Source organism: Parasulfitobacter algicola (assembly GCF_013315265.1).
GTDB classification, from domain to species: Bacteria; Pseudomonadota; Alphaproteobacteria; order Rhodobacterales; family Rhodobacteraceae; genus Parasulfitobacter; species Parasulfitobacter algicola.
On the sequence record NZ_JABUFE010000001.1, the window covers coordinates 141,785 to 165,477 of the forward strand.

General features: G+C 51.3%; 27 protein-coding genes and 2 pseudogenes. 21 read left to right on the plus strand and 8 right to left on the minus strand.

Annotated features, from left to right (window positions below; translation table 11 throughout):
• Positions 1-2: 2 nt before the first annotated feature.
• Together HRQ87_RS00695 and HRQ87_RS00700 are read right to left on the minus strand one after the other, a co-directional pair.
• Positions 3-1,175, minus strand: a complete 1,173-nt coding sequence (locus tag HRQ87_RS00695) for an FIST N-terminal domain-containing protein (protein ID WP_174134436.1) — start codon at positions 1,173-1,175, stop codon at positions 3-5.
• A gap of 41 nt (positions 1,176-1,216) precedes the next feature.
• The gene (locus HRQ87_RS00700) at positions 1,217-1,915 is read right to left on the minus strand and encodes a response regulator transcription factor (RefSeq protein ID WP_174134437.1); all 699 of its coding nucleotides are present in this window, start codon (positions 1,913-1,915) and stop codon (positions 1,217-1,219) included.
• A gap of 350 nt (positions 1,916-2,265) precedes the next feature.
• On the opposite strand from HRQ87_RS00700, the gene HRQ87_RS00705 reads away from it, so the two are divergent.
• The 7 genes from HRQ87_RS00705 to HRQ87_RS00735 all read left to right on the plus strand — a co-directional run bounded on the left by HRQ87_RS00705 (position 2,266) and on the right by HRQ87_RS00735 (position 9,385).
• The gene (locus tag HRQ87_RS00705; protein ID WP_174134438.1) at positions 2,266-3,354 is read left to right on the plus strand and encodes an ABC transporter ATP-binding protein; all 1,089 of its coding nucleotides are present in this window, start codon (positions 2,266-2,268) and stop codon (positions 3,352-3,354) included.
• Between the two features lie 3 nt (positions 3,355-3,357).
• Positions 3,358-4,443 carry an ABC transporter ATP-binding protein gene (locus tag HRQ87_RS00710; RefSeq protein ID WP_174134439.1) on the plus strand — a complete coding sequence of 362 codons (1,086 nt, stop codon included), beginning with the start codon at positions 3,358-3,360 and terminating at the stop codon, positions 4,441-4,443.
• Positions 4,440-5,312, plus strand: a complete 873-nt coding sequence (locus HRQ87_RS00715) for a carbohydrate ABC transporter permease (RefSeq protein WP_174134440.1) — start codon at positions 4,440-4,442, stop codon at positions 5,310-5,312. Before HRQ87_RS00710 ends, HRQ87_RS00715 begins: the two co-directional genes overlap by 4 nt.
• Before the next feature lie 3 nt (positions 5,313-5,315).
• A complete protein-coding gene (locus HRQ87_RS00720; RefSeq protein ID WP_174134441.1) occupies positions 5,316-6,137 on the plus strand; it encodes a carbohydrate ABC transporter permease in 822 nt (273 codons plus the stop codon).
• Positions 6,138-6,148: 11 nt separating this feature from the next.
• Positions 6,149-6,421, plus strand: a complete 273-nt coding sequence (locus HRQ87_RS00725; protein WP_174134442.1) for a DUF2160 domain-containing protein — start codon at positions 6,149-6,151, stop codon at positions 6,419-6,421.
• A gap of 76 nt (positions 6,422-6,497) precedes the next feature.
• Positions 6,498-8,219: an ABC transporter substrate-binding protein gene (locus HRQ87_RS00730; RefSeq protein ID WP_174134443.1), complete on the plus strand. Its 1,722-nt coding sequence runs from the start codon at positions 6,498-6,500 to the stop codon at positions 8,217-8,219.
• Positions 8,220-8,512: 293 nt separating this feature from the next.
• Positions 8,513-9,385 (plus strand): lysozyme inhibitor LprI family protein, encoded by an 873-nt coding sequence (locus tag HRQ87_RS00735; RefSeq protein WP_174134444.1) that lies wholly within the window; start codon positions 8,513-8,515, stop codon positions 9,383-9,385.
• A gap of 63 nt (positions 9,386-9,448) precedes the next feature.
• Here the strand turns inward: HRQ87_RS00735 and HRQ87_RS00740 are convergent, their stop codons facing one another.
• The gene (locus HRQ87_RS00740) at positions 9,449-9,955 is read right to left on the minus strand and encodes a hypothetical protein (RefSeq protein WP_174134445.1); all 507 of its coding nucleotides are present in this window, start codon (positions 9,953-9,955) and stop codon (positions 9,449-9,451) included.
• Positions 9,956-10,339: 384 nt separating this feature from the next.
• On the opposite strand from HRQ87_RS00740, the gene HRQ87_RS00745 reads away from it, so the two are divergent.
• Complete coding sequence (locus HRQ87_RS00745) at positions 10,340-10,615, plus strand: hypothetical protein (protein ID WP_174134446.1); 276 nt, start codon at positions 10,340-10,342, stop codon at positions 10,613-10,615.
• Positions 10,616-10,928: 313 nt separating this feature from the next.
• Positions 10,929-11,048, plus strand: a complete 120-nt coding sequence (locus HRQ87_RS20750; RefSeq protein ID WP_484555902.1) for a GFA family protein — start codon at positions 10,929-10,931, stop codon at positions 11,046-11,048.
• Here HRQ87_RS20750 and cueR read toward each other — a convergent pair.
• A complete protein-coding gene (cueR, locus tag HRQ87_RS00755; protein ID WP_174134447.1) occupies positions 11,036-11,419 on the minus strand; it encodes a Cu(I)-responsive transcriptional regulator in 384 nt (127 codons plus the stop codon). The genes HRQ87_RS20750 and cueR overlap by 13 nt on opposite strands.
• 95 nt (positions 11,420-11,514) lie before the next feature.
• Here cueR and HRQ87_RS00760 point away from each other — a divergent pair, with 95 nt between their 5' ends.
• From HRQ87_RS00760 to HRQ87_RS00785, 6 genes are all read left to right on the plus strand, one after another.
• Positions 11,515-12,264: a MauE/DoxX family redox-associated membrane protein gene (locus HRQ87_RS00760; protein ID WP_174134448.1), complete on the plus strand. Its 750-nt coding sequence runs from the start codon at positions 11,515-11,517 to the stop codon at positions 12,262-12,264.
• A gap of 71 nt (positions 12,265-12,335) precedes the next feature.
• Entirely contained in the window at positions 12,336-12,770 is a 435-nt protein-coding gene (locus tag HRQ87_RS00765; protein WP_174135328.1) for a c-type cytochrome, read from the plus strand.
• A gap of 20 nt (positions 12,771-12,790) precedes the next feature.
• Positions 12,791-13,132: a copper resistance CopC family protein gene (locus HRQ87_RS00770; RefSeq protein WP_174134449.1), complete on the plus strand. Its 342-nt coding sequence runs from the start codon at positions 12,791-12,793 to the stop codon at positions 13,130-13,132.
• Between the two features lie 20 nt (positions 13,133-13,152).
• Positions 13,153-13,983, plus strand: coding sequence for a copper resistance D family protein (locus HRQ87_RS00775; RefSeq protein ID WP_246251603.1), 831 nt, complete (start codon positions 13,153-13,155; stop codon positions 13,981-13,983).
• 8 nt (positions 13,984-13,991) lie between these two features.
• Positions 13,992-15,290, plus strand: a complete 1,299-nt coding sequence (locus HRQ87_RS00780; protein ID WP_174134451.1) for a multicopper oxidase family protein — start codon at positions 13,992-13,994, stop codon at positions 15,288-15,290.
• Positions 15,287-15,715 carry a c-type cytochrome gene (locus tag HRQ87_RS00785; protein WP_174134452.1) on the plus strand — a complete coding sequence of 143 codons (429 nt, stop codon included), beginning with the start codon at positions 15,287-15,289 and terminating at the stop codon, positions 15,713-15,715. Before HRQ87_RS00780 ends, HRQ87_RS00785 begins: the two co-directional genes overlap by 4 nt.
• A 61-nt stretch (positions 15,716-15,776) precedes the next feature.
• Here HRQ87_RS00785 and HRQ87_RS00790 read toward each other — a convergent pair whose 3' ends face one another.
• Entirely contained in the window at positions 15,777-16,361 is a 585-nt protein-coding gene (locus tag HRQ87_RS00790) for a Crp/Fnr family transcriptional regulator (protein WP_174134453.1), read from the minus strand.
• Between the two features lie 66 nt (positions 16,362-16,427).
• Here HRQ87_RS00790 and HRQ87_RS20125 point away from each other — a divergent pair, with 66 nt between their 5' ends.
• Together HRQ87_RS20125 and HRQ87_RS00800 are read left to right on the plus strand one after the other, a co-directional pair.
• On the plus strand, positions 16,428-16,958 hold the full coding sequence (locus HRQ87_RS20125; protein ID WP_246251604.1) for a hypothetical protein: 531 nt from the start codon (positions 16,428-16,430) through the stop codon (positions 16,956-16,958).
• 101 nt (positions 16,959-17,059) lie between these two features.
• Positions 17,060-17,531 (plus strand): annotated as a pseudogene (locus HRQ87_RS00800) (IS110 family RNA-guided transposase); the annotation flags it as partial.
• Positions 17,532-17,874: 343 nt separating this feature from the next.
• On the opposite strand, the pseudogene HRQ87_RS00805 reads toward HRQ87_RS00800, so the two are convergent.
• From HRQ87_RS00805 to HRQ87_RS00815, 3 genes and pseudogenes are all read right to left on the minus strand, one after another.
• Positions 17,875-18,281: pseudogene (locus HRQ87_RS00805) on the minus strand (IS5/IS1182 family transposase); the annotation flags it as partial.
• Between the two features lie 382 nt (positions 18,282-18,663).
• Entirely contained in the window at positions 18,664-19,047 is a 384-nt protein-coding gene (locus HRQ87_RS00810; protein ID WP_174134454.1) for an HIT domain-containing protein, read from the minus strand.
• A gap of 12 nt (positions 19,048-19,059) precedes the next feature.
• Positions 19,060-20,637, minus strand: coding sequence for a DUF5928 domain-containing protein (locus tag HRQ87_RS00815; RefSeq protein WP_174134455.1), 1,578 nt, complete (start codon positions 20,635-20,637; stop codon positions 19,060-19,062).
• Between the two features lie 140 nt (positions 20,638-20,777).
• Between HRQ87_RS00815 and HRQ87_RS00820 the strand changes: the two genes are divergently transcribed.
• From HRQ87_RS00820 to HRQ87_RS00835, 4 genes are all read left to right on the plus strand, one after another.
• Positions 20,778-21,581 (plus strand): sulfotransferase family protein, encoded by an 804-nt coding sequence (locus HRQ87_RS00820; protein WP_174134456.1) that lies wholly within the window; start codon positions 20,778-20,780, stop codon positions 21,579-21,581.
• Positions 21,582-21,694: 113 nt separating this feature from the next.
• Positions 21,695-22,246, plus strand: coding sequence for a DUF4178 domain-containing protein (locus tag HRQ87_RS00825; RefSeq protein WP_174134457.1), 552 nt, complete (start codon positions 21,695-21,697; stop codon positions 22,244-22,246).
• Positions 22,243-23,511 carry a DUF4178 domain-containing protein gene (locus HRQ87_RS00830; protein WP_174134458.1) on the plus strand — a complete coding sequence of 423 codons (1,269 nt, stop codon included), beginning with the start codon at positions 22,243-22,245 and terminating at the stop codon, positions 23,509-23,511. Before HRQ87_RS00825 ends, HRQ87_RS00830 begins: the two co-directional genes overlap by 4 nt.
• Positions 23,512-23,676, plus strand: a complete 165-nt coding sequence (locus HRQ87_RS00835; RefSeq protein WP_174134459.1) for a hypothetical protein — start codon at positions 23,512-23,514, stop codon at positions 23,674-23,676.
• Positions 23,677-23,693: the final 17 nt, after the last annotated feature.

A 23,693-nucleotide genomic window follows, 5' to 3' on the forward strand; every position in this document is an offset into this window, starting at 1 on the left:
TGTCATATTTCGGTGCCCGGCGGGAAAATAGCAACGCCTGTCATCGTATGATTGACATGAAGCGCGCCCCGCTGTTCCCCATAAGTCGAAAAACCGACGATCCGCTTATCATCCAGAATTTTATTCAACTCGGTCGTCATTTGCTTTTGCTGGGCCTCGATTTTGCGCAGCAAACAGTCACACGCCAAAATAGCATCAGGCACGTGATTGCCGGTAATGCCAGTCAACGTTTCTTTGAGGTGGTCAACCATATGTTCGGGCTCTGCCAAGGTCAAAACCATACCTTCGTCAATCGCGGAAAAGAACACCAGATCCCCATCATCGGTGACACGTTGTATGGCCCGCACATGATGACTTCCCCCCAGCCGAACAACCACAGGGCTGGCGGCAAAGGTAAATGTATTCAACTGCGTCGGGTCTTTTCCCAAAATGCGGGCATATTCTGCGGCAGCTGGTTCTGCATTCAGGGTATGTACGATCCGGCGGCCCGGGTCCGCTTTGGTCACCACCATCTGCGTTGTTTTGGGCACCAGATGATCCAGACTAAAGACTTTGATCGGACACACTGTCCGGATCAGCGAAATCACCGCCGCGTTACGATGAATGGTCCCGTTAATGGAAATAAAGGCTTTTTCAAACCGCGTCCCATCGCCAGCCGATCCGCCAAACATCGGAACAGGTCCAAGCCCCGACGCAAGGGTCGACGCCAGTTCGTCTTCCCGCAAGGATAATCCATCAATCAGCATGAACGCAAACTCATGGGGGAAATCCCTGGTCACGTCATCCATCATATGTCGGGTTTTGATCAGATTGTCGATTTCTGCCTGATGATCCAGCGTGTCCAGATTGAAAATCGGACAACAGCGCACCTGAAAGTGATTTCGGGGAAAGGCAACCGCAACGATCTGACCATCCAGATATCCGCCAAACCCGATTTCACCTGCTGTTGTACAGGCCAGAACCTCTGACCCGTGAAAAGCACTGTTGGCTTTTTCGGTTATATCACAAAAGTCTGCCTCGGGGCTGACGAACAAACATACCAGGGCGTAATCGCCCAAACCCAACTTGGCCTGCAATGCATCAATCGGCGCGATGTGATCGCACTCAACTTGCGCAATGCGCAGCCCACTTTTTAAAACTTCCTCCGAAGCAGATGGATTTTTGGACCCATCCACAGTGCGTTCCCGCTTGTTATTATTTTGTTACGATAAGGGGGTTAGTTGACAGTTGGCAAGACTTTTGCAAATCGGGCTTCTTGTGCGATCAGCACAGCTTGGGTACGGCTTTGCACACCCAGCTTGCGCATAATGGCTGTCACATGGGCCTTTACGGTCGTTTCTGCAATCGACAGATCGTACGCAATTTGCTTGTTCAGCTTGCCTTCACAAATCAACTGCAAGATACGCGCCTGCTGTGCCGTCAGGGATGATAAACGCGCCAGCGCATCCTCGGGACCGGTTGACGGATCTTCGTTGTTTGTAACCTCAACATACCCGTCTGGCGTGAAAACGCGCCCTTCGGACAGATGCGAAAAGGCATCCCGGAACACGTCGCGCTGACTGTGCTTTGGCACAAAGCCAGACGCCCCTGCACGCAAGCTGTGAGAAATCATCCGATTGTCCGCCATGGATGACACAACAACCACAGGCACTTTGGGCGCCACGGATTTCAGTCGGATCAACCCGTCAAGCCCGGTGACATCCGGCAGGTTAAGATCCAGAATAATAACATCAGGTTTGCTGGAATGAGTTATGATATCCAACGCATTTTCCAGCCTGTCCGTTGTCGTGACATCTTCGATATCTGACACCAGTTTCAATGTCAGCGCCAAAGCATCGCAAAACAAAGGGTGATCGTCGACGACCAGCGCCTTTTTAAAAGTTAGTGTTTCGATATCATCAGCGCGCAGCGCCATTCGCAGTGTCCTTTTGACTGTCTTACTTGTCTTAACCGCAAGTGAAACGTTCGTCACTTGCCAAAAGGTCTAAGCCTGCCAATATACGCCCATGGTTGTATCGCTTTGTTAAAAACAGACCCGACTACAAGTCTGAAACGCTATATTGAAAAATAACAGCCGCAAGATCTGAACAAAGTGGTTGCCCCTGATCTGACGATGTGCTCGTTTAGATAATGCGCAAATCTGAAGGGGAGGTCAGCTGCCATGCTTTGTTCAGACCAACAGGGCTGTCTGCATTTGGACACCCCCAAGACCAATAAACTTGGCAGCACACTTTTGCGGATCAGATCCGGACAAGGAATATCTGAATGAGCTTGATCCTGGAGGGTGTCTCTAAAATCGTGGGATCCAACACCCATATCCATACCACCGACCTGACATTGGAAAAGGGCACGATGAATGTGCTGTTGGGGCCGACACTGTCAGGCAAAACATCCCTGATGCGTCTGATGGCGGGGCTTGATAAACCGACCGCAGGCCGTGTGCATTGGGATGGTCGCGATGTAACAGGTATGCGCGTTCAGGACCGCAAGGTTGCGATGGTCTATCAGCAGTTCATCAACTATCCATCGATGACGGTTTATGACAATATCGCATCGCCCCTACGACTGATGGGAAAATCTGCAAGCCAGATCAAGGAAGAGGTCCACAAGGCCGCTGACCTAATGCAGCTGACACCGCTTTTACAGCGCAAGCCGCTTGAACTATCCGGCGGCCAGCAACAACGCTGTGCCCTGGCCCGTGCGTTGGTTAAGAATGCAGGACTGGTCCTGCTGGATGAACCGTTGGCCAATCTGGATTATAAACTGCGCGAAGAACTGCGCGAGGAAATTCCAAAACTGTTCGAAGCCTCTGGCGCGGTGTTTGTTTATGCCACGACCGAACCCGAAGAAGCGCTGCTGTTGGGTGGCAACACCGCCACCCTTTGGGAAGGCCGGATCACACAGTTTGGCCCAACCCCATCGGTGTACCGCACGCCGGTTGATGCCACGACGGCCCGCGTCTTTTCCGACCCGCCGATGAATTTTCTGAACATCACGAAAGCCAACAACCGTTTATCTTTTGGCGACGCACAAAGTGCTGAAGCCAAAGGCAGTCTGGCCCAATTGGCCGATGGCACCTATATGGCCGGGTTCCGGCCCAACCATCTTGAACTGCACGCACATACCGCCGATGCCATGGAATTTCAGACCCAGCTTAGCGTGACCGAAATCACTGGATCGGAAACCTTTGTGCACCTGGATCACCACGGCGACCGGTGGGTTGGGTTGGTGCACGGTGTGCAAATGCTGACCGCAGGGCAGGCACTGAACGTTTATCTGGACCCGTCGCACGTTTATATTTTCGCCCAGGACGGCACGCTTGTGTCACCTGCAGCTTATGCAAAGGCGGCCTGACCCATGGCAAAGATCACGCTTGAAAATCTGGCCCATTCTTATCTGGATAACCCCAAAAACGATGATGACTGGGCGTTGAAAGAAATGAACCACGTCTGGAATGACGGCGAGGCCTATGCACTACTTGGATCATCAGGGTGCGGGAAATCAACGCTTTTGAATATCATATCGGGCCTTGTCGAACCCAGCCAAGGCCGCATTTTGTTTGATGATTTCGATGTAACACAAGCTGCCACAACGCAACGCAACATCGCGCAGGTTTTCCAGTTTCCGGTCGTCTATGACACTATGACAGTGCGGAACAACTTGGCATTTCCACTAATGAACCGTGGCGCTGACATCAAATATATCAACGAACGGGTCAGAAAAATCGCTGAAATGATCGGGATGAAGGAGCAGCTTCAGCGCAAGGCGCGCGGCCTGACGGCGGACGCCAAACAAAAGATCAGCTTGGGCCGCGGCATGGTCCGCGAAGACGTCAACGCGATCTTGTTTGATGAACCCCTGACCGTGATCGACCCGCATATGAAATGGGAACTGCGCACACAGCTGAAATCGCTGCACAATGAATTCGGTCATACGATGATCTATGTGACGCATGACCAGACCGAAGCGCTGACATTTGCCGATAAAGTCGTCGTTATGTACGATGGTCGTGTCGTTCAAATGGGCACCCCGCAGGAATTGTTCGAACGCCCCGCGCATACGTTCGTGGGCTATTTCATCGGATCGCCTGGCATGAATGTGCTGGACGCCGATATTCAGGGTGGTCAGGCCAATGTTGCAGGCACCCCGGTTGATCTGGGTGCGCATTACACACCGCAGGGTCATAAAATTCAGATCGGCGTTCGACCTGAATTTGTAAGGCTTTCGACAGACGGCGGAATCCCTGCCACCGTCCAACGGGTCGAAGATGTGGGGCGCCATAAGATCGTGCGACTCGATGTGGCTGGCACCGAAGTAAACGCGATCGTGGGCGAAGACCAAAGCATCGCCACCGATACAAACGCCGTTCAGTTCGACGTGGCTGGCATCAATATCTATGCCGATGATTGGCGCGTGACCCCGACCCAAGGAGCAGCCCCATGAACAAAACCGTCAATCACAAGGCCTGGTTTCTGGTTCTACCCGTTCTGATCCTTGTCGCCTTTTCCGCCGTGATCCCGCTGATGACTGTGGTTAATTATTCGGTGCAGGACACATTCGGCAATAACCAGTTTTTCTGGGCTGGCCTTGAATGGTTCGAAGAACTTTTAAACAGCGACCGCATGTGGGGTGCCCTTGGTCGCCAACTGGCGTTTTCGGCAATTATACTGGCGATCCAGATCCCACTGGGCGTTTTCATTGCGCTGAACATGCCAAAAGGTGGGTTTTGGGCATCGTTCTGCCTTGTCGTGATGTCGCTGCCTTTGCTGATCCCATGGAATGTGGTCGGCACCATCTGGCAAATTTTCGGACGCGTAGATATCGGTCTTTTGGGCCATACGCTGGATTGGATGGGCGTGTCCTATAACTATACCCAAAACCCGGTGGCCGCATGGATCACTGTGATTGTGATGGATGTCTGGCATTGGACATCGCTTGTGGCGCTTTTGGCCTATGCCGGGCTGCAATCTATCCCACAGGCCTATTATCAGGCCGCGAAAATCGATCAGGCCAGCCGGTTCAGCGTGTTTTGGTATATTGAATTGCCCAAAATGTCCGGCGTTCTGATGATCGCCATCCTGCTGCGGTTCATGGACAGTTTCATGATCTATACCGAACCCTTTGTCGTCACAGGTGGCGGACCGGGCAGCACCACGACGTTCTTGTCGATCGATCTGGTCAAAATGGCGCTTGGTCAATTCGATCTGGGTCAAGCAGCGGCCTATTCGCTGATGTATTTTCTGGTGATCTTGTTGATTTCATGGGTATTTTACACTGTGATGACCAATTTGGACAAACGGGACGGGGTATAGAACATGGCCAAATCTCGCAAATCCCGCTTTAACGGATCAACAGTCGTCATGGCCCTGTATCTGCTGTTTCTGATGCTGCCAATCTATTGGCTGCTGAACATGAGTCTGAAGACAAACGCCGAAATCCTTGGCAGTTTTTCGCTTTGGCCGCGTGATCTGACATTGGCGAATTATATCAAGATCCTGACCGACCCAAGCTGGTACTGGGGTTACATCAATTCGCTGATCTACGTCGTGATCAACACCGTCATCAGCCTGGCCGTTGCACTGCCCGCAGCCTATGCGTTCAGCCGCTACAACTTTATGGGCGACAAGCATCTGTTCTTTTGGCTGTTGACCAATCGCATGGCCCCGCCTGCCGTTTTCGCACTGCCATTCTTCCAGCTGTATTCATCCGTGGGCCTGTTTGACACCCACATCGCCGTGGCGTTGGCACACTGTCTGTTCAACGTCCCGCTGGCCGTCTGGATCCTAGAAGGCTTTATGCGCGGCGTCCCAAAAGAGATCGACGAGACAGCCTATATCGACGGCTATTCGTTTCCGCATTTCTTCATCCGCATCTTCACCCCCCTGATCGCCAGCGGCATCGGCGTGGCGGCATTCTTTTGCTTTATGTTTTCATGGGTGGAATTGCTGCTAAGCCGCACCCTGACATCGGTCGATGCCAAACCCATCGCCGCCACAATGACCCGTACCGTTTCGGCCTCGGGCCTTGACTGGGGCGTTCTGGCCGCCGCTGGAATGCTGACCATCGTCCCAGGGGCCTTGGTGATTTACTTTGTGCGGAATTATATCGCCAAGGGCTTTGCCCTTGGTCGAGTATAGGAGGGATTAATATGGAATGGATGGCATGGACCTGGCCCACCGCAATTTTCTTCGTTGTGATTGCGAGCCTTTTAATCACCTTCACGATCCTTGCAATCAAATTCCCCGAAACACCCCGCGTCGGTATTCTGCAAATCGAAACAACACGCGGTGATCGGTTGTTTATTACGCTTTTGGGGTCGGCCTTTATCAATCTGGCCTGGCTTGGCCTGACCGACATCACACAATGGGCGGCCCTTGGTCTGTGCCTGATCTATGCAGTCGCGGTTTTCCGTTGGGTCTAACGCATACTCTTGCCAAGGGCGAAAATATGCGCCCTGATGCATACTAAGTGGTTCTATAATAAATGGGAGGAACATAATGAACCTGACACTTAAATCCACAACGGCCCTGGGGCTGACGCTTGGCCTGCTTGCAGGCCCCGCGTTCGCCGATATGGACGCCGCCCGTGCGTTTCTGGACGCCAATGTTGAACGATCCACCCTGTCGCGTGCCGATCAGGAAGCTGAAATGCAGTGGTTCGTTGACGCCGCCGCGCCCTTTGACGGGATGGAAATCAACGTTGTATCCGAAACCATCACAACCCACGAATACGAAGCCAACGTTCTGGCCCCCGCTTTTGAGGCCATCACAGGCATCAAGGTCAATCATGACCTGATCGGCGAAGGCGACGTGGTGGAAAAGCTGCAAACGCAAATGCAATCGGGCGAAAATATCTATGACGCCTATGTCAACGACAGCGATCTGATCGGGACACATTGGCGTTACCAGCAAGTGCGCAACCTGACCGATTGGATGGCTGGCGAAGGTGCATCTGTCACCAGCCCGACACTTAATCTGGATGACTTTATCGGCCTGCAGTTCACAACCGGACCCGATGACAAGCTGTATCAGATGCCAACGCAGCAGTTCGCGAACCTATATTGGTTCCGCTATGACTGGTTCACCGATGAAAAGAACATGGCCGATTTCGAAGCTGAATACGGCTATCCACTGGGTGTTCCGGTCAACTGGTCCGCTTATGAAGACATCGCCGCGTTCTTCACCGGGCGCGACCTAAGCCACATGGGCGTTGATGGCGAAGTCTTCGGCCACATGGATTACGGCAAGAAAGATCCATCGCTTGGCTGGCGTTTCACCGATGCGTGGATGTCGATGGCTGGTATGGGATCAGTCGGTGAACCCAACGGTCTGCCTGTTGACGAATGGGGCATCCGCGTGAATGAAAATTCACAACCAGTGGGATCCTGCGTTGCCCGTGGTGGTGCCACCAACAGCCCTGCCGCCGTCTATGCGATCGAAAAATATGTGGATTGGCTGCAAAACTATGCCCCCCCCGCAGCGGCCGGTATGACGTTCTCGGAATCCGGTCCGATCCCAGCACAGGGCAGCATTGCACAGCAGATGTTCTGGTACACCGCCTTTACCGCCGACATGGTTGGCGACGGTGCCTCTGCCGTGTTGAATGACGACGGATCACCGCGCTGGCGTATGGCCCCAAGTCCGCATGGCGTATATTGGGAAGACGGCATGAAAGTCGGCTATCAGGATGCTGGATCCTGGACGCTGATGCAGTCAACACCTGTGGATCGCGCGCAAGCTGCGTGGCTTTACGCGCAGTTTGTGACCTCGCAAACCGTGGATGTCGAAAAATCCCACGCGGGTCTGACGTTCATTCGGGAAAGCACGATCAACCACGACAGCTTTACCGAACGCGCGCCAAATCTGGGTGGGTTGATTGAATTCTATCGCTCGCCTGCGCGCGTTCAGTGGTCACCCACTGGAACTAACGTGCCGGATTATCCAAAGCTGGCGCAGCTGTGGTGGCAAAATATCGGTGATGCGTCATCGGGTGCCAAAACAGCCCAAGCGGCATTGGACAGCCTGTGCGAAGAACAGGAACGCGTCTTGATCCGTCTGGAACGTGCCGGTGTTCAGGGCGACCTGGGTCCCGTCATGAACGAAGAGCGTGACGCCGAATACTGGCTGAACCAACCCGGTTCGCCCAAAGCGGCCCTGGAAAGCACCGATGAAGAGCCGATGACAGTCAGCTATGATGAGCTGATCCAGTCCTGGCAATAAAAGATACAGGTCAGGGCGGTTATCGCCCTGACCCATCCGCTTGGAAAACCCATGCAAATAGCACCGCAGTCAGAGTTCTTCAGATGAATTGACTGGTTAAGGTGGTCCAGAATTGCTTATCTTCAGCAATGGCGCGTATAACAGCTTTCGCAATAATCTGTTAAAACCATCGCCACATCTATTCTTTGCGTTTAAGTGATGATTTTGAATGTTATGAACAACATGACACAGCATCTGACCATGATTATAAAATCGGGATGGGTGCGCGTTGTGTTTGAAAAGAAAGAAGAACAATGCGCTGTGTGCTTGCGATTTATCTTTGTGTGGCTCTGCTGGCGTCACCCGCTGCGGCACAAAACAATCAGACGCAAAGGCTGTTTGAATGTTCTTTGAATGATGGGGCGAATAAAGTTGGCGTACACGTTGGTGACGATGAAATTACATATCGCTATGCCAATGCAGATGGCCTGATAGACCTGACCCTGAACGATACGGTTGCAACTGTGGAACATACGCTTGCGCTATGGGACGATGTCAATTTCACTGAAAGTGTAACGTTCTATAATGGCGCAACATCTTACGAAGTCTTTAGCGAAGCGGGCAGAAACAGACCTGTGGGTGATAAACATGTTCTTGATGGCGGCGCAGTCGATGGCGGTATTCTTGTCACCCAGCCAGATGGGACGCACACGGAAATTGTGTGTGATCCAAACACGATTGAACCCCAAAATCCGTTGCACAGGCTGGCACGTTTGGCAGCACTGAAAAACGCAAACTACGACATGTATGCAGACTGTTCAGCAAGTGGAATAATAGCCAGCGCCTGTTCCCAAATCGTCTTGCAGAACTGCTATGATGCAACTGACCCTACAAATAATGAATTAGAATGCCTGACGGATCACTACGACCGAACCCAAGCGCTGTTATCAAACACGTATGCGTCGGCCCTTGCTTTTGCCAATGAACGTGGTGAAGACACTGTTGCCCTAGAACGGGCGCAGGATGCCTGGAGCACAAGCCGCAACGCTGATTGCACGATTGCCGCCTGGACAATCTATAACCCCTTCGACAGTGAAAAAGGTGCGCTAATTTGCCTGGCTGACTATACGGCGAAACGTATCGATTTTCTGACCAGGTACACTATCGGTTTGGAATTTGACGGGTAATCTGAAAATATCAGGCATCACTTATCGTTTATCTAAAGCCGAATGTTGTTGCGTTGAATAATGCTATGCGGTCGTAGACCAGTGAAACGCAAAATACGCATCGTTGAATTCGGCAGCTAAAAACAGTTCATCCCATTCGTCACAGATAACAGAGCTGCTGACGAAACCGTTTGGAATGATAAGGGCGCGCGCGATTGGCGATGGCGCGCCCTCAGCAATACGCTTTAAGCGTTCCGCAAACGTCTCTTCGGTCAAAGTTTGGGGGCTAAACCGGGTTAACGATGTGGCAAAATTTTCATAAGATTTCTCTAACCGGGCTCGCCCGCGTTTCCGGGCATTATTCAAGCCAAACAGCTCGTTCAATTCGACCACAAGATTCGCAGGCGCCATAGCCAAACACGCAGCCACAACAAATTGCGCATAACTATCGCCCGCTATTTTTTTCTGCCTGAACACATACCACCGTTGCTCTGAGCTATCTTCGGACGCATGCTCAAATATTTCGAACTGACCGGGTGACCTATGAAGCACGGCCTTGATTGCATCGGAAATAACGATCTTAGAAAACAAAATGAATGTCCCGATTATTTGACTTCAACTTTTGCAACTGATGACCATTAACAGCGCCTTTGCCCCAGTATCGCAAATAATATGTGCGATACGGTTCTGGCAGTAAACCAAAAGATCAATACACATACAGCCCTGATCCATCCGTATGGCAAAGCTAATCCAAATCTTATTTATTTTCGAATTACGAAACCGGCTTAAAAACCGCCCACAACGCGGGCATCCGCATCAAAGACGTCAAAACAGTTGAGGCAGATCTGGAAGACGTATTCCTGTCACTAACGTCCTCGAATACGTGAAAATATGGTGGAATTATCTTTGATCTAATGACGGTATTGAGCCCTTTTTGCGCTTTGAAAAGGTAGCGGTGGAAGCTATTTGGGACGAATGGAAAGAGTCATCAAGTTGATAAATGAAGCTACCCCTGAAATTCAAAAGTTGGTTGATATGGAATTCGCAAAGGTCGGGGGAAACCCCCATCCGGATAGCCCATTGAATCAGGTTAACCTATTGGGTGGAGATAGGATTGTGCAGGATTACGTGGATCACGGTGAAGTTGGTCTAGCCTTGGATCACCTGAATTACATGATTGATGAAACAGGTATCAAGCTAGCCCCAAACATCAGAGCTATACTCGCTGAAATATCCAGTGTTATCTCATAGTCCTGACTTTCGGCCAAGGTCGGTTTTGTCCGCACTGCGGACCTTTGTATAAATAGTGACAAATGACTGATTTAGATCAGAAATGCTTGACACTCATGCTAATATTACCTGACGCCAACAGTGACAGAATTCACAAAATCCCCTGCGTCGCTTCTAAAATGCGTGACGTTCCATAGTTCTTATTTTCAATATCCTATGCACGTTCTGCCTGTTTCATTACGCTGTTGACTATGCATAAAACGGCAATTCTTGCTTGTGACGGCAAAGATACATGGGCAGGGTCTTTAGACAGGAATGGACAAGGAAACGTGTTATGGACGCAGTCAAGGCAGGGTGTCTTTGCGGTAAAGTTCGGCTTGTGGCCCAAGGTAAGCCCTATCGCGCCGGGCTGTGCCATTGTACGGGCTGCCGCAAACATCACTACCCCAGATAATCGATAATCGGACAATCAGGTCGATGGTCTCCACGACAGGTTTTCACCAAGTGCGCCAATTCATCATGCAAAGACTGCAGTTCACGCTGCTTCTTCTCGATCTCTTCCAGCCTTTTTGACGCGATACGTTTGACCTCCGCGCTGGTACGATCCTTATCTTGGTACAAGCCAAGAAGTTCGCGGCATTCTTCGATGGTGAAACCAAACTCTCGGGACCGTCGTATGAATACCAGCTTTCGGACTGCTGCGTCGTCATAAGTACGGTAGCCAGCGTCCGACCGTGACGGGGCCCGAACTAAACCGATGTCAGCGTAGTAGCGCACGGTCTTGATAGGCAGACCAGCGGCCTTTGACGCGGCGGAGATATTCATGGATGTGACCCTTGACCTTTCAGTTACTGGAAAGAATAGATTGTGAATGAAACAGTTTCAAGGTTGCAGCTGCAACCTACGCAAGGATTGATATCATGCCAAAAGATACCACCACTAAAACCGCGATCCTGCACCGAATGGTGATGAAGGATCACATGTGCCCCTTTGGCCTCAAGTCGAAAGACCTGCTGGAACGGCAAGGTTACCAAGTCAATGATCAACACCTGACCAGTCGGGATGAGGTTGACGCCTTCAAGGCAGAGTATGGTGTTACGACGACCCCACAAACCTTTATCGACGGAACGCGGATCGGTGGGTTCGATGATCTAAGCAAACACTTCGGCAAACCCACCAAAGCCAAGGATAGCCTTACCTATAAACCTGTGATCGTCTTGTTCTCAGTTGCATTACTGATGGCCATCGCGGTGACGTGGGTCACGCTTGGCACTGCGTTTGCTGGTCGGACCATCGAATGGTTCATATCGATCTCCATGGTCCTACTGGGGTTGCAGAAACTTCAGGATGTCGAACGGTTTGCGACCATGTTCCTCAACTATGATCTGCTGGCTCAGCGATGGGTGCGATACGGCTACGTCTACCCGTTCGTGGAGACGGGGGCTGGCCTATTGATGATGGCAGGTGTTCTAACATGGCTCTCGGCACCTGCCGCATTGGTCGTCGCTGGGATCGGGGCGGTGAGTGTGTTCAAGGCGGTCTACATCGACAAGCGGGAACTCAAATGTGCCTGTGTCGGCGGTGATAGCAAGGTGCCACTGGGGTTCGTCTCACTCATCGAAAACCTGATGATGATCGGCATGGCCCTTTGGATGCTCTCAAAGCTGTGATGGAAAAGCGTTTGACCTTCCACTTACTGGAAGGTGTAGCGCATTATCAAAACTTGGAAGCAATAAGAAAAATGAAACTCATCTACGCCGCAGCGGCGATACTCGCAGTTGGTGCAGTAGGCTACGCTTTCTGGCCATCATCAGAGCCAACCTCTCAATCTGGCCCAACTGCCAGCAATGGAGACACGGCCTTGGCTGAAGTCGTTCTTCCCGATACATTTTCGGAGAATGCACAAGTTGGCCAGTTGGTGTTTGATGCAAAGTGTGCGGCCTGCCATGGAACCAATGCAGTGGGGCAGGATGGCGTCGCCCCTCCTCTGGTCCACAAAATCTATGAACCAAGCCACCATGGAGACGAAAGCTTTCAGCGGGCAGCAGCCATGGGCGTTCGCGCACATCACTGGCCATTCGGAGATATGCCGCCAGTGGAAGGTATCACCCGAGGTGATGTTACAATGATCATAGCCTACATCCGCGAACTACAAGGTGCCAATGGGATTAACTGATGGCCATGAAGGGACAAGTCATGAAACAGATACTGCTTACCGCAATGATCGGACTCTGGACGACTGGAGCGATTGCGCATTCGCCACTTGAGACGACGACACCAGCGAATGAGGCTACTGTTGCAGAGGTGCCATCAGAAGTCATTATGGACTTCAAAGGTAATATTCGACTGACACGGGTCAGCATGACACATGCTGAGACACATACCGTAGATCTTGATCTGGATAGCTTTGATGGGTTCATTTCGGGCTATGCCATCCCACTGCAGGCCATGGGATCGGGGGAGTACGTGATCGAGTGGCGCGGTCTCGGTGCTGACGGTCACGCTCTGAACGGGTCGTTCAGCTTCACAGTCGAATAGCCATGCCAGACCTGTGGGGATTGGCATCCATTGCGACGAAGTTCGCACTTTATCTCGGGGTGCTGACTTCGGTGGGAACAGTGCTTACGTCAATTCTGTTCCAACTGTCAGGCCACCGCCGCTTCACAGTGATGTTCGCAAGTCTCGGGCTTGCAGCAACGCTTCTGAGCTTTTCATTGGCGGGTGCCACGCTGACAGGTGATGCGCGTGGTATGACAGATCCCGAGATGCTGGGTTTGCTCTGGTCAACACCTGTTGGTACCGCAGTCACGCTACGGTCATTGGGACTTGTGTTGTTAGTGGTCGGCCTGTTCTTGGGGCGGATTGGTTGGGCTTTTTCGCTGATCGGAGGGGGCCTTGCACTGTGGTCCTTCACGACTATTGGGCACATACCTGGCCGCAGCCGTCCAGTGTTGAACCTCGTGTTGATGTTCCACCTCGTCGCGATCTCCATATGGATCGGCATTCTTTCACCGCTGCGAACAGCTGCATTGGATGCGAATGGCGCAACGGACGCAGCGGACCTCGGGCACCGCTTTGGTAGGATGGCATCGGTCTTAGTGCCTCTGCTGGTCCTTGCTGGTGGATACATGGGCTTTGAGTTGGTGGGCTCATTGTCCGCCCTTCTCGGTGGAAGCTACGGCCAAGCCCTCGTTCTCAAGGTTCTTTTTGTGGCTGTGTTGCTTGCCCTTGCTGCCGCCAACAAGCTGCGATTCATCCCCAATCTGGCAACGGGTGATCAGGCCGCTGCTAATCATCTTGCCAAATCGATATCATTTGAATGGATGGTCGTTGTTGCGGTCCTTTTCAGCACCGCCGTGCTAACATCTGTCCTGAAATTGCCAGCATGAGGTATGCCATGAACAGAAGACAATTTTTGGCTTCAGCGTCCGTATTCGCACTGTTGCCGCAACAAACCCTAGCAGAACGAGAGCGCATAGTTCTTCGGGCCGAAGCCGTAACCGCACAGGTACTGCCCGAAGGTGATGGCGCGACAGACATGCTCGGCTTCAACGGCTCAATGCCAGGTCCCGCAATCCGAGTGGCACAGGGGCAGCGTATTTCTATTAATGTAGAGAACAGGTTGGATGAAGGCACAGCGGTTCACTGGCATGGTATTCGGTTGGAAAACCGTATGGACGGTGTGCCAGTGTTGACCCAAGACTTGATCAACCCGAACGACGCCAAGACTTACAGCTTTGTGCCGCCTGACGCCGGCACCTACTGGTACCACTCGCACTACATCTCTCATGAACAGGTGGCACGGGGGATGATTGGCCCTCTCATCGTTGAGGAGGAAACACCGCCAGACGTTGACCACGACATCACCGCGATACTGGCTGATTGGCGGATGGAGGAAAATGGCCGGCTCACCGAGGAGTTCACGGATATGCATTCTGTTGCCCATGCAGGATACATGGGGAACTTTGCTCGGGCGTTCCTGTCGCAACCCTCAGTCCGCACTGGTGATCGCATTAGGCTACGGCTGATCAACACAGCGACCAATCGAATTTTCCCACTGACACTCAACGGTGCCGAAGGAATGGTGGTTGCTCTGGATGGGATGCCACTGGCGCAACCAAGGACGTTGGAAAAGGTCGTTTTGGCACCCGCTCAACGTGCTGATCTGATCGTCGATGTGATTGGCCCTCTCAGCTTGGACATGCCTACACGGCAAGGTCCGTACAGACTTGCAGACATCGAAATCAACGGAACAAACACCGAAAGACAAGAAAGCCAAATCCAGCCCCTAACGCCACATGGCCTGCCCACGCCCGCCGAGCCAACTCAGCATCTGACTTTGACGATGATGGGCGGTGCAATGGGTGGACGACATGGCGGAGATAACATCTGGGCCTTCAACGATACGTCTGACCTGCAACCCGAACCGTTCGGCTCGTTCGAACGTGGTGAGACGGTGCGAATGACAATGGTCAATGACACATCCTTCCCGCACGGCATTCATTTGCATGGCCACCATTTCTACGAAGTCGCGGACGATGGATCATTGGGTGATCTTCGGGACACTACTTTGGTGGATGCAGGTGAAAGCAGAGATATCATCTGCGTCTTCGACAATCCTGGCCGTTGGATGCTCCATTGTCATATGCTCAGCCATGCCGTTGGCGGAATGCGGACCTGGGTGAACGTGGCATGAGGTCGCTTGCTGGTATTGCTTTGGTAATTGCGGCTCCTGCACTCGCAGATCATGAGCTGCTGGATCGTGATATCGTTGCAGGAGAACGGCTCTATCAGCAGCAATGTGCATCGTGCCATGGAACGAACTTAGAGGGTCAACCGAACTGGCGATCCCCAAACGATGATGGTGTCCTTCCAGCCCCGCCTCATGATGCAACGGGCCACACTTGGCATCACGATAATGCTCTGCTGTTCGAGTACACAAAGCTAGGCGGGCGAGGCGCACTTGCCGCTCGTGGCATGACGGACTTCAACAGTGGGATGCCCGCTTTCGAGGGCATCATCACGGACGACGGGATTTGGGATATTCTTGCTTTCATTCGGTCCACATGGCCAGAACGAGAACAAGAAGCACAAGCCAGCCGCAATCCACCTCATGAGTGATACCGGCACCCATATATTGGCGACGCATACCATCCCCGCATGGAGCGTGATTGGGCTGGGGCTATGGGCGATCTGGTTGATCCACTAGCTGGTATTGACCACGGCCCACCTGTGTAAGACGCCCTTGATTGCAAAGGGTGCGCAGTGCCCGATAGCAGGCTTCATGCGTCAAATGAATGCGGGTTGCAAACTCCGTCACTGAACTATCAAGATATCCCGCTGAGACAGCCGCCAGAACACGTTCTTCGGCAGACTTAATTGCGGTGATTTCCAGTAGGAACCGGTAGCTTTGTACCTGCCTTGCAAGCAATGCCATGAAAGCTAATGCAAAGTTCTGGTCCTTTGATAGCCTGTCCAACGTTGCCATTTTGGAGATGTGCTGAACATCACCACCGACGGTACATATGGCGTCGCAATGATATTGATCCGAGAACACCGACGCTTCAGCAAAGAGATCACCAGACGTTGCACGGTGCAGGGTCAGCGTATCACCTACCACGGTAGTTCTGCGCAGCGTCACGCAACCTCGTTGAACGCGGTAAAGACCCGTCGTCGGCTCGGCCTGTCGGAACAACACGTCGTCCGTCGAAGTCGAGATCAGTCGAATGGCGGTGTCTGGTAGATTGGAAAATAGATCATCAGTCATATGACCCAGATCATATCTGAATTAGTGTTGATCGACTACTTCTTTCCCAATCCGAAGGAGACCTAGATGATGATCATCAAAACAATCGCAGTATTGATGCTGAGTACAGCACCTGCACTGGCACAGCATTCTCACGGCAACCATGGCGGTTCAGTTGTCGCCGAAACAGGCCAAGCTCAGTTTGCTTCTATTGCAGAGATTGTAGCGGTTCTTCGGGATGATCCTGCCACGGACTGGGAACGTGTCGATATCCAAGCACTGCGAGATCATCTCGTTGACATGGACAATGTGACAACAGGTTCAGCGGTGGTCGCAGACGAGGATGGTGCCAACGTTATCTTCACAATCACTGGCGACGCCGATGTTGTTGCTTCGATCCAGAATATGGTGACCGCCCACAGCCCTATGTTGGCATCAGAGACTGGATGGTCAGTGGATTCTGCACTGATTCCTTATGGTGCCAAGATGACCATAACCGTGACCGACGATGCGGAACGAAGGCAATTGTTGAGTTTGGGGTTTTATGGGGTAATGACCATCGGTGCTCACCATCAAGGCCATCACTTGATGATAGCAATGGGACGATCACCTCACTGACAAATCATCAAAGCTGACGGGTTGGATGGCTCCTGCTTCAACCGGCGTCGCAATGCGCCATAGTGCAGGTGTCAAAAATCTGCTTTGAGAGGAGCCACCTCATGCAAGTTACCAAAATCGGTGTTGACCTGGCCAAGAACGTTTTCCAAGTCCATGATATCGCAGAGAACGACGATGTGATGTTCAACAAGCCCCCTGAGACGGGCGCAGTTTCTGCCGTTCTTTGCTAAGTTAGACCCCTGCCTGATCGGCATGGAGTCTTGCAGCAGCGCACATCACTGGGCGCGCGAACTGACTGCTCTTGGTCACGAGGTTCGGCTGATCCCACCGATGTATGTGAAGCCCTACGTGAAACGGGGTAAGTCTGACGCAATTGATGCAGAAGCAATATGCGAAGCGGTGACCCGACCCACCATGCGTTTTGTGGCGATCAAGACCGTCGAACAACAATCGCTGCTTTCGCTTCATCGGGCTCGCGATCTTTTGGTCCGCCAACGGACGCAGCTGATCAACGGCCTGCGCGGCTTGGTGGCTGAGTTCGGTGTCTACATCCCTAGAGGACTGGCCCGGGTGATTGGCTTCGCCAAATGGCGCGGGCATGATAGCCCGCAAAGCTGTAAGGGACTTGGTTTGCGGAACCCATCAGGGCCAGCGGTCAAGACCGCGCAAACAGGCCGGACACATGACTGATTTTGACAAATGCACAAATCAGATCAAAGATGTCTTGCTATGCAGGAGCCATCCACACAGTATCATTCGCTGCATCGTGCCTGAACTGGTAAGACGCGGGACGAAACAGACCTTCGTCGCATCTGCGCCAACGGCCAGTTTTGGTGCTTTGCGACATGAACGGCATCATCATGCTCAGAACCAACCCTCACCAGGTAGGGATCAGATAGCTGCTATGCGGCGAAAACGGCCCTGTATCATAGGCTGTGTCCGCGATCAGGCGTTCGGGATGTAAATCGAACCTCTCTTTGACGCGGTTCAGCATGGTCTTGGTTGATCCCACTTCAGCTTGTCGGATTGAGCGGGTCGCTTCCACGTCGACGATAACACCGTGATCCGTGTCGATCAGATAATTGTCGGAATAGGCAACGAATGCGCTCCAAAGGCTCATCCTTGCGAGCCGCCGTCCATTGGCCTGCAGGGTCGGAATGGAACGTGAACTTGGGGCTGCACTTCGCTGGCTGCGCCAAACGCGGTCTCATCCAGCGTGTCGAGATACTCGCGCACCGCGCGGGGCGCATCTGCGGGATCGATGCTTGCCACCTTCCACTCTTCCTTGGGTGTCGAGTTCTGTTTGCTCGCATCTGCCTCGATCCAAACATCGCCAACCCTCCACTGAATTGCAGGAATTGAAGCAGCAGTTCAGGCCCCGATCAAGGAAGAGTTTTTCAACAAAATAAGCCCATCACAATCCCAACACCAGTGCCGAAACAATACCTCATCCCAACTGAGATCCATAAAAGCGCCCGTATAAATCTTAACATCCCCACACCTCTTACCAAAATCTGACCCCATCGCACGTGTTGACAGATCAAAATCCATCCATTTTTCATCTGGAATCACAGTTTTGTACAAAACTTTATGTACAAAACCCCTGTACAAAATATACAAAACCGCGTGCGCATGGGCCCCCGGGGCCCCACCTCGCGCAACGGTCGGTGGGGTAAGGTTCAGGGTGACGTAGGGGAATTCGGGCCTAATCCGCGGGATTTACGATGCGCCCAAGGTCGCGGCCTGCGATGATATGGACGTGCAGATGCGGGACTTCCTGCACCCCGTCTTCGCCCGCATTTGACAGCAACCGATAGCCGTTTCCACCCTCTCCGGGTTGCAGGTTCAGCATCTTGCAAACCTTACCTATGGTGCGGGTATAATCAACAATTTCCGCCTCGGATGCGGTCAATGCAAAGTGGTCATAACACACATATTTCCCCTTGGGGATCACCAGAACATGGTGCGGTGCCAATGGCGTTATATCTTTAAAAACAAGGCTATGATCGGTTTCCAGCACCGTTTCATTCGGGATTTCACCCCGTAGGATTTTCGCAAAAATATTCTGATCGTCATAGGTGTAGGTCATGAATTTTCCCCATCAGTCTTTGAACAAATAATCGATTTTCGCGATCTGGTGTGCGGTGTCTTCCGACACAGACAGAAACTGCGCCAACTGCTGCGTGTTTTCCGCGACTGACGCCGTTTCGCCCAACCGGAAGTGACTTTCAAACGCGGCATCTCGCAGCCGATCTCTCTCAAACACCACATCATTACGGATCGTCGGCAAAAGCTGCTGCAACGTCCTCTCCGGTGTCTGATCCCCCGCCAGTCCAATCCGCGCCGCATGCCCCACCAGATAATCATCCGAGAAGGTACAATCCACTTCCAGCAACCTGGTCTTGGACCGATCCGCATAGAAGTCCTGAACCAGATTGATGCTGGCAGGATCAATACAAATGACCAGACATTTTGTCTGATAGTAATCAAACAGCATTCTGATCAAAGCGCGGTTGTGACGGGTTCGTTTTTCGATTGTTTTTTCGATACCGCCCAAGTCGGGTAGCGGTGTCGCATTTTCATTGAAAACATACTTAATGGTTGGAATTGCTGCTAATTTTGCAATTTGATCCACCAAGCGTTTGGCCACATGCCACTTTTTGCACGCGACAATAAGCAATTCACGATCCCGCCCGATCGTGCTTTCGCTTTCCCAAAATCGTGTGGCATACCGCCGTCCTTCACGACCCCGGCCAGTTAAAAATGCATAAAGCCGGCGCCCTTCGTTCGAGATATCGAATGTCACGTCAGTCGCTGCATAAAGGGCCCCAAGCCGTTGTTTTAGAATAACCGCGTCGGGGCTGATTTTTCGGGCAAACAGACAATCCTGGCTAAGCAAAATATCGTAATGGTCATTATAAAAGCTAACCGGCATGCCATAGTCGGAAAACATCAGAAACGTCAGTGTGCGATTGCGAATTTCCTGCCGTGGCACCAAGTGGCGCACAAGGGTTTGGAAAAACGTTTCATCCGGGATCCATGTGGTTTTGAAAAACCGGATCACATCGGGGCGTGTCTTGATAAAGTTTAATATAGCCTCGATGGTTTGGCGCCGCAGACACCACCACTGACTGCCGATCATCACTTGGATGTCTTCGGGAATGTCACGCGTTAGACCAAAGCGTTTTTGCAATCCATACGCTGTATAGAACCGCCGCTTTTGCGTGCGTTCATTAAAGAAATGACGATAGATCAGCCGTTCTTCCTTCATCCCGGTCTTGATCCAATTGGAGTCAAAGTAATCTAGACTTTCGATATAATCGACGTAATCGCCATTTAGAAAATCATGCGCATATTCGGCTGATTTTATGGGCATGCAATCGCCCGATAGCATGTAAAAATGTGTAGCATCTGGAAACGCCTGTTCGGCAGCGCTGACGGCATTCAGACTGGCCTGGACAAGCGACCATTCCCCCCATCCGCATTTCAAACGTTTTTGCGTGAAAACAACATTGGAATTATCTGACAGTGCAGATTTGATTTCTTTGAAATCCGCATCCTTTGAACGTCCATCGAAGTGAATCGATATATAATCCCCAACGGCCGTCAGGCGATTTGCCTGCGCAATAATGGCCTGCGGGTCCTTGTGGCACAGCAATATGTACGCAATTTTTGCCATTTAACGCCAAACTTACTTTCTATGCTTAAGTGCTTGGCCTAATAAACATGAAGAATGATTGAATAAACAGTCAAACTCTGTTTTTTGTTTGTTGTTTAAGCCTTTGTAAAAAAACGCATCGGCTTGGAGGTGGTTAAAAAATGAATTTTCCCGGTACCTGGATGACCGAAAGTGAAAGCGTGGTGTACCGCGTCGTTCCCAAATGCGCCTGTTCAACCATTGGTCAGATCATGTATTATTCGGATCATGGACAGTTTTTCGATGGTGATATTCATGACGCGAAAGATGGGTTACACAAATGGGCCCATGACGATAGCAAACCGTTGATCGCGACGAATGTACAATCGCACAAAAGCTATGCTTTTACCTGCGTCAGAAACCCCTACACCCGCATTCTAAGTTCTTTTTTCGACAAGATTTGCGGGATACAGCGCAGCGGAAATCGTTACCGCGGAAACCTTGTTCCGATGATCGCGCAAAAGTACGGGATTGAGGTTGAAGGCGACTTTGACCAGATCAAATCCTTTCGCCGTTTTCTTTTGTTTGCACGCGATACAATTCGCTGGCGCAAGCCCATGGATCCGGACATTCACTGGTCTGACATGTCAGGGCACATATCCACGTTCATTGTGAATGGAGGAGCATATGACAACATTTTCTGGACCGAAAAATTCAATGACGGCATGCAAAGTGTTCTGGATGATATCGAAACGCCGCACAAAGTGACGCTGCAAGATATTCCAAGATTCAACGAAAGCGAAGGGCATGGCCCCAAAAGGGCACACCCGGTTGAAGATTACTTTGACGATCTGTCCATGCACCTTGTATATGAAATGTATAAAAAGGATTTCAGATTGTTTAAGTATGATTTTGAAGACCCATCTAATAAGATGCCCCTTGGGGAAATTGATCTGGACGAAATTCACGCCAAATTAGGCGACTAAATATATTAGACGTGTGAAAGGTTCTTAGTAAAAGACTTATGTCGTCCCAATCCTTAAATAACAACTGCCCTAACTGCGGTAATGAGTTGGGCGCGCTGCTTGTCAGAACACGTATGATCGATTGCGACGCATGTGGCACGACTGTGTTCCTGCAGGATGGTGTATTTAAAAATGCAGGCCAGCGCGGTGAAATGCACGACACACAGATGTTGTTTGGCCTAAAAGATACAGTGCGTATTCTTGAGGAACGTTATTATATCGCAGGACATGTGCGGTACAGTTATGGCCGCGGCTGGTGGGATGAATTCTGGGCAGTCAAGGGTAATGGTGACGGCGTTTGGCTAAGTATCGACGAAGGTGATGTTGTGTCCCAACGCAGTTTGCCCAAACAAGACCATCCACCCGAAGACACGTTTTTATATGTCGGCGAAACGGTGACTGTCCAAGGACAACTTTTCACTGCAACTGAAGTTAGTACAGCAGAATGCATGGCCTTTCGTGGTGAATTCCCCGAAATCCTGCATGTTGGCGAGAAGTATCGTTTTATAAACTATACTAGCGAACACGGCGCACTGCTAAGTGGCGAAATCACCGATGATGATGCGCTATGGTTCATCGGAACCTGGATTGATCCGTTTGATGTTAAGAAGGATCAATCGCATTGACGCGCGCTTCTGAACTGACGGCCATTAATTGCACCAACTGCGGTGCCGGTCTTGATGTGTTGGGCGGCGGGCGCGTTGTCAGCCATGTGTGTGGATACTGCGGATCGGTGCTGGATGCCCAGCACGATTACAAGGTATTGAAACAATTTACTGATATGCCGCGTCCGACCACGCCGTTTCGAATTGGTATGTCAGGTGTGATAAACGGCGTTGAATTTACAATCATCGGTACATTGGGCAAACGCGAGGATTATCGCGGAAGAACATGGCTTTGGACCGATCATCAGCTGTTTTCGCCAACACATGGCTATGCTTGGCTGACCGTTGAAAACGGGCATTTTGTTTTCACCCGAAAAATGCGTGAACAACCTAACCAATCGTGGATCAGCAGCGATCTTGTTGAAATGTCTGACTATCCCCCGGTCGCATGGTTCAAAGGTAAATCTTACAAGTATTTTTCGACTACGACAGGCCGAACCGTCTTTGTTGAAGGTGAGTTCAATTGGCTACCAGAAGTTGGTGATCAGAATACTGCCATTGCACTGATGTCTGATGACAGCATGTTGCGTTACGTCGACGGTAAGACTGAACGTGAAATTGAACTATCCACTTACCTGCCCTTTGAAGAAACTTGTACGGCATTTGGTCTTGAGACCGAAAATTTCCAACGTGATGTTCACCCGCTACAGCCCTTTACTGGATCCGGCAACAAAGCTTTTGTACGCAAAGTGTTTTTGGGCTTTGCCGCGATTTCTTTGTTTGCTTCCGTTATCTTTCTGATGCTTCCGGGCACATTATTGCTGAGTGAACCAGATATACCCGATCCAAGCCTACCGCGTATTTTTGAATTCCAAATCGAAAATCCTGATCAACTGACGCAAATCAGTATCCGATCAAATGTGTCAAACAATTGGGCGGCTTATACGCTTGAATTGACCGATCCCAAAGGCGAAACAGTTTTCGATACATTTCGCCAGACATCATATTATCATGGTCGTGAGGGCGGTGAAAACTGGACCGAAGGGTCACAGCGTGCCAATATCCGGTTTCGCCCAACAGAGGCTGGGACTTATAAACTTAATCTGGATCGCGAAGACGGCAGTGTCGAAACCCGTATATCGGTCAGCGTAAGATCGAATATCACAACATCGCTGTGGACATTTCTGGCAATGGGCTTTTTCGGAATAGCCGCGCTGTTTATTCCAAATGGCAAGACACGTCACAATAGCAAGCGTTGGGCAAAATCGGACTGGAGCGATGATTAAATGAACTTGTTTCGCATCATAATTCTGGCTGGCAGCACCTTTGCATTTGGCGGCGCTAGCTATTTATCCTATTCCGGCGTGTGGCGTGAAAGCCGCGATGCCGCTCAATCCGTGCGCGTTGGAAGTTCGGGCGGCGGGTACAATTCAAGCGGGCGTATCAAATGATAGCCAAAAAGGAGAAA

Bases quoted from the DNA above. Each gene is read 5' to 3' on its own strand.
- HRQ87_RS00765 (WP_174135328.1), top strand. From the start codon at position 12,336: ATGAAACTCATCTACGCCGCAGCGGCGATACTCGCAGTTGGTGCAGTA.
- HRQ87_RS00720 (WP_174134441.1), top strand. From the start codon at position 5,316: ATGGCCAAATCTCGCAAATCCCGCTTTAACGGATCAACAGTCGTCATG.
- HRQ87_RS00820 (WP_174134456.1), top strand. From the start codon at position 20,778: ATGAATTTTCCCGGTACCTGGATGACCGAAAGTGAAAGCGTGGTGTAC.
- HRQ87_RS00735 (WP_174134444.1), top strand. From the start codon at position 8,513: ATGCGCTGTGTGCTTGCGATTTATCTTTGTGTGGCTCTGCTGGCGTCA.
- HRQ87_RS00785 (WP_174134452.1), top strand. From the start codon at position 15,287: ATGAGGTCGCTTGCTGGTATTGCTTTGGTAATTGCGGCTCCTGCACTC.
- HRQ87_RS00745 (WP_174134446.1), top strand. From the start codon at position 10,340: ATGGAAAGAGTCATCAAGTTGATAAATGAAGCTACCCCTGAAATTCAA.
- HRQ87_RS00810 (WP_174134454.1), bottom strand. From the start codon at position 19,047: ATGACCTACACCTATGACGATCAGAATATTTTTGCGAAAATCCTACGG.
- HRQ87_RS00715 (WP_174134440.1), top strand. From the start codon at position 4,440: ATGAACAAAACCGTCAATCACAAGGCCTGGTTTCTGGTTCTACCCGTT.
- HRQ87_RS00780 (WP_174134451.1), top strand. From the start codon at position 13,992: ATGAACAGAAGACAATTTTTGGCTTCAGCGTCCGTATTCGCACTGTTG.
- HRQ87_RS00730 (WP_174134443.1), top strand. From the start codon at position 6,498: ATGAACCTGACACTTAAATCCACAACGGCCCTGGGGCTGACGCTTGGC.
- HRQ87_RS20750 (WP_484555902.1), top strand. From the start codon at position 10,929: ATGGACGCAGTCAAGGCAGGGTGTCTTTGCGGTAAAGTTCGGCTTGTG.
- HRQ87_RS00725 (WP_174134442.1), top strand. From the start codon at position 6,149: ATGGAATGGATGGCATGGACCTGGCCCACCGCAATTTTCTTCGTTGTG.
- HRQ87_RS00835 (WP_174134459.1), top strand. From the start codon at position 23,512: ATGAACTTGTTTCGCATCATAATTCTGGCTGGCAGCACCTTTGCATTT.
- HRQ87_RS00770 (WP_174134449.1), top strand. From the start codon at position 12,791: ATGAAACAGATACTGCTTACCGCAATGATCGGACTCTGGACGACTGGA.
- cueR (WP_174134447.1), bottom strand. From the start codon at position 11,419: ATGAATATCTCCGCCGCGTCAAAGGCCGCTGGTCTGCCTATCAAGACC.
- HRQ87_RS00790 (WP_174134453.1), bottom strand. From the start codon at position 16,361: ATGACTGATGATCTATTTTCCAATCTACCAGACACCGCCATTCGACTG.
- HRQ87_RS00760 (WP_174134448.1), top strand. From the start codon at position 11,515: ATGCCAAAAGATACCACCACTAAAACCGCGATCCTGCACCGAATGGTG.
- HRQ87_RS00705 (WP_174134438.1), top strand. From the start codon at position 2,266: ATGAGCTTGATCCTGGAGGGTGTCTCTAAAATCGTGGGATCCAACACC.
- HRQ87_RS00700 (WP_174134437.1), bottom strand. From the start codon at position 1,915: ATGGCGCTGCGCGCTGATGATATCGAAACACTAACTTTTAAAAAGGCG.
- HRQ87_RS00815 (WP_174134455.1), bottom strand. From the start codon at position 20,637: ATGGCAAAAATTGCGTACATATTGCTGTGCCACAAGGACCCGCAGGCC.
- HRQ87_RS00710 (WP_174134439.1), top strand. From the start codon at position 3,358: ATGGCAAAGATCACGCTTGAAAATCTGGCCCATTCTTATCTGGATAAC.
- HRQ87_RS20125 (WP_246251604.1), top strand. From the start codon at position 16,428: ATGATGATCATCAAAACAATCGCAGTATTGATGCTGAGTACAGCACCT.
- HRQ87_RS00825 (WP_174134457.1), top strand. From the start codon at position 21,695: ATGATCGATTGCGACGCATGTGGCACGACTGTGTTCCTGCAGGATGGT.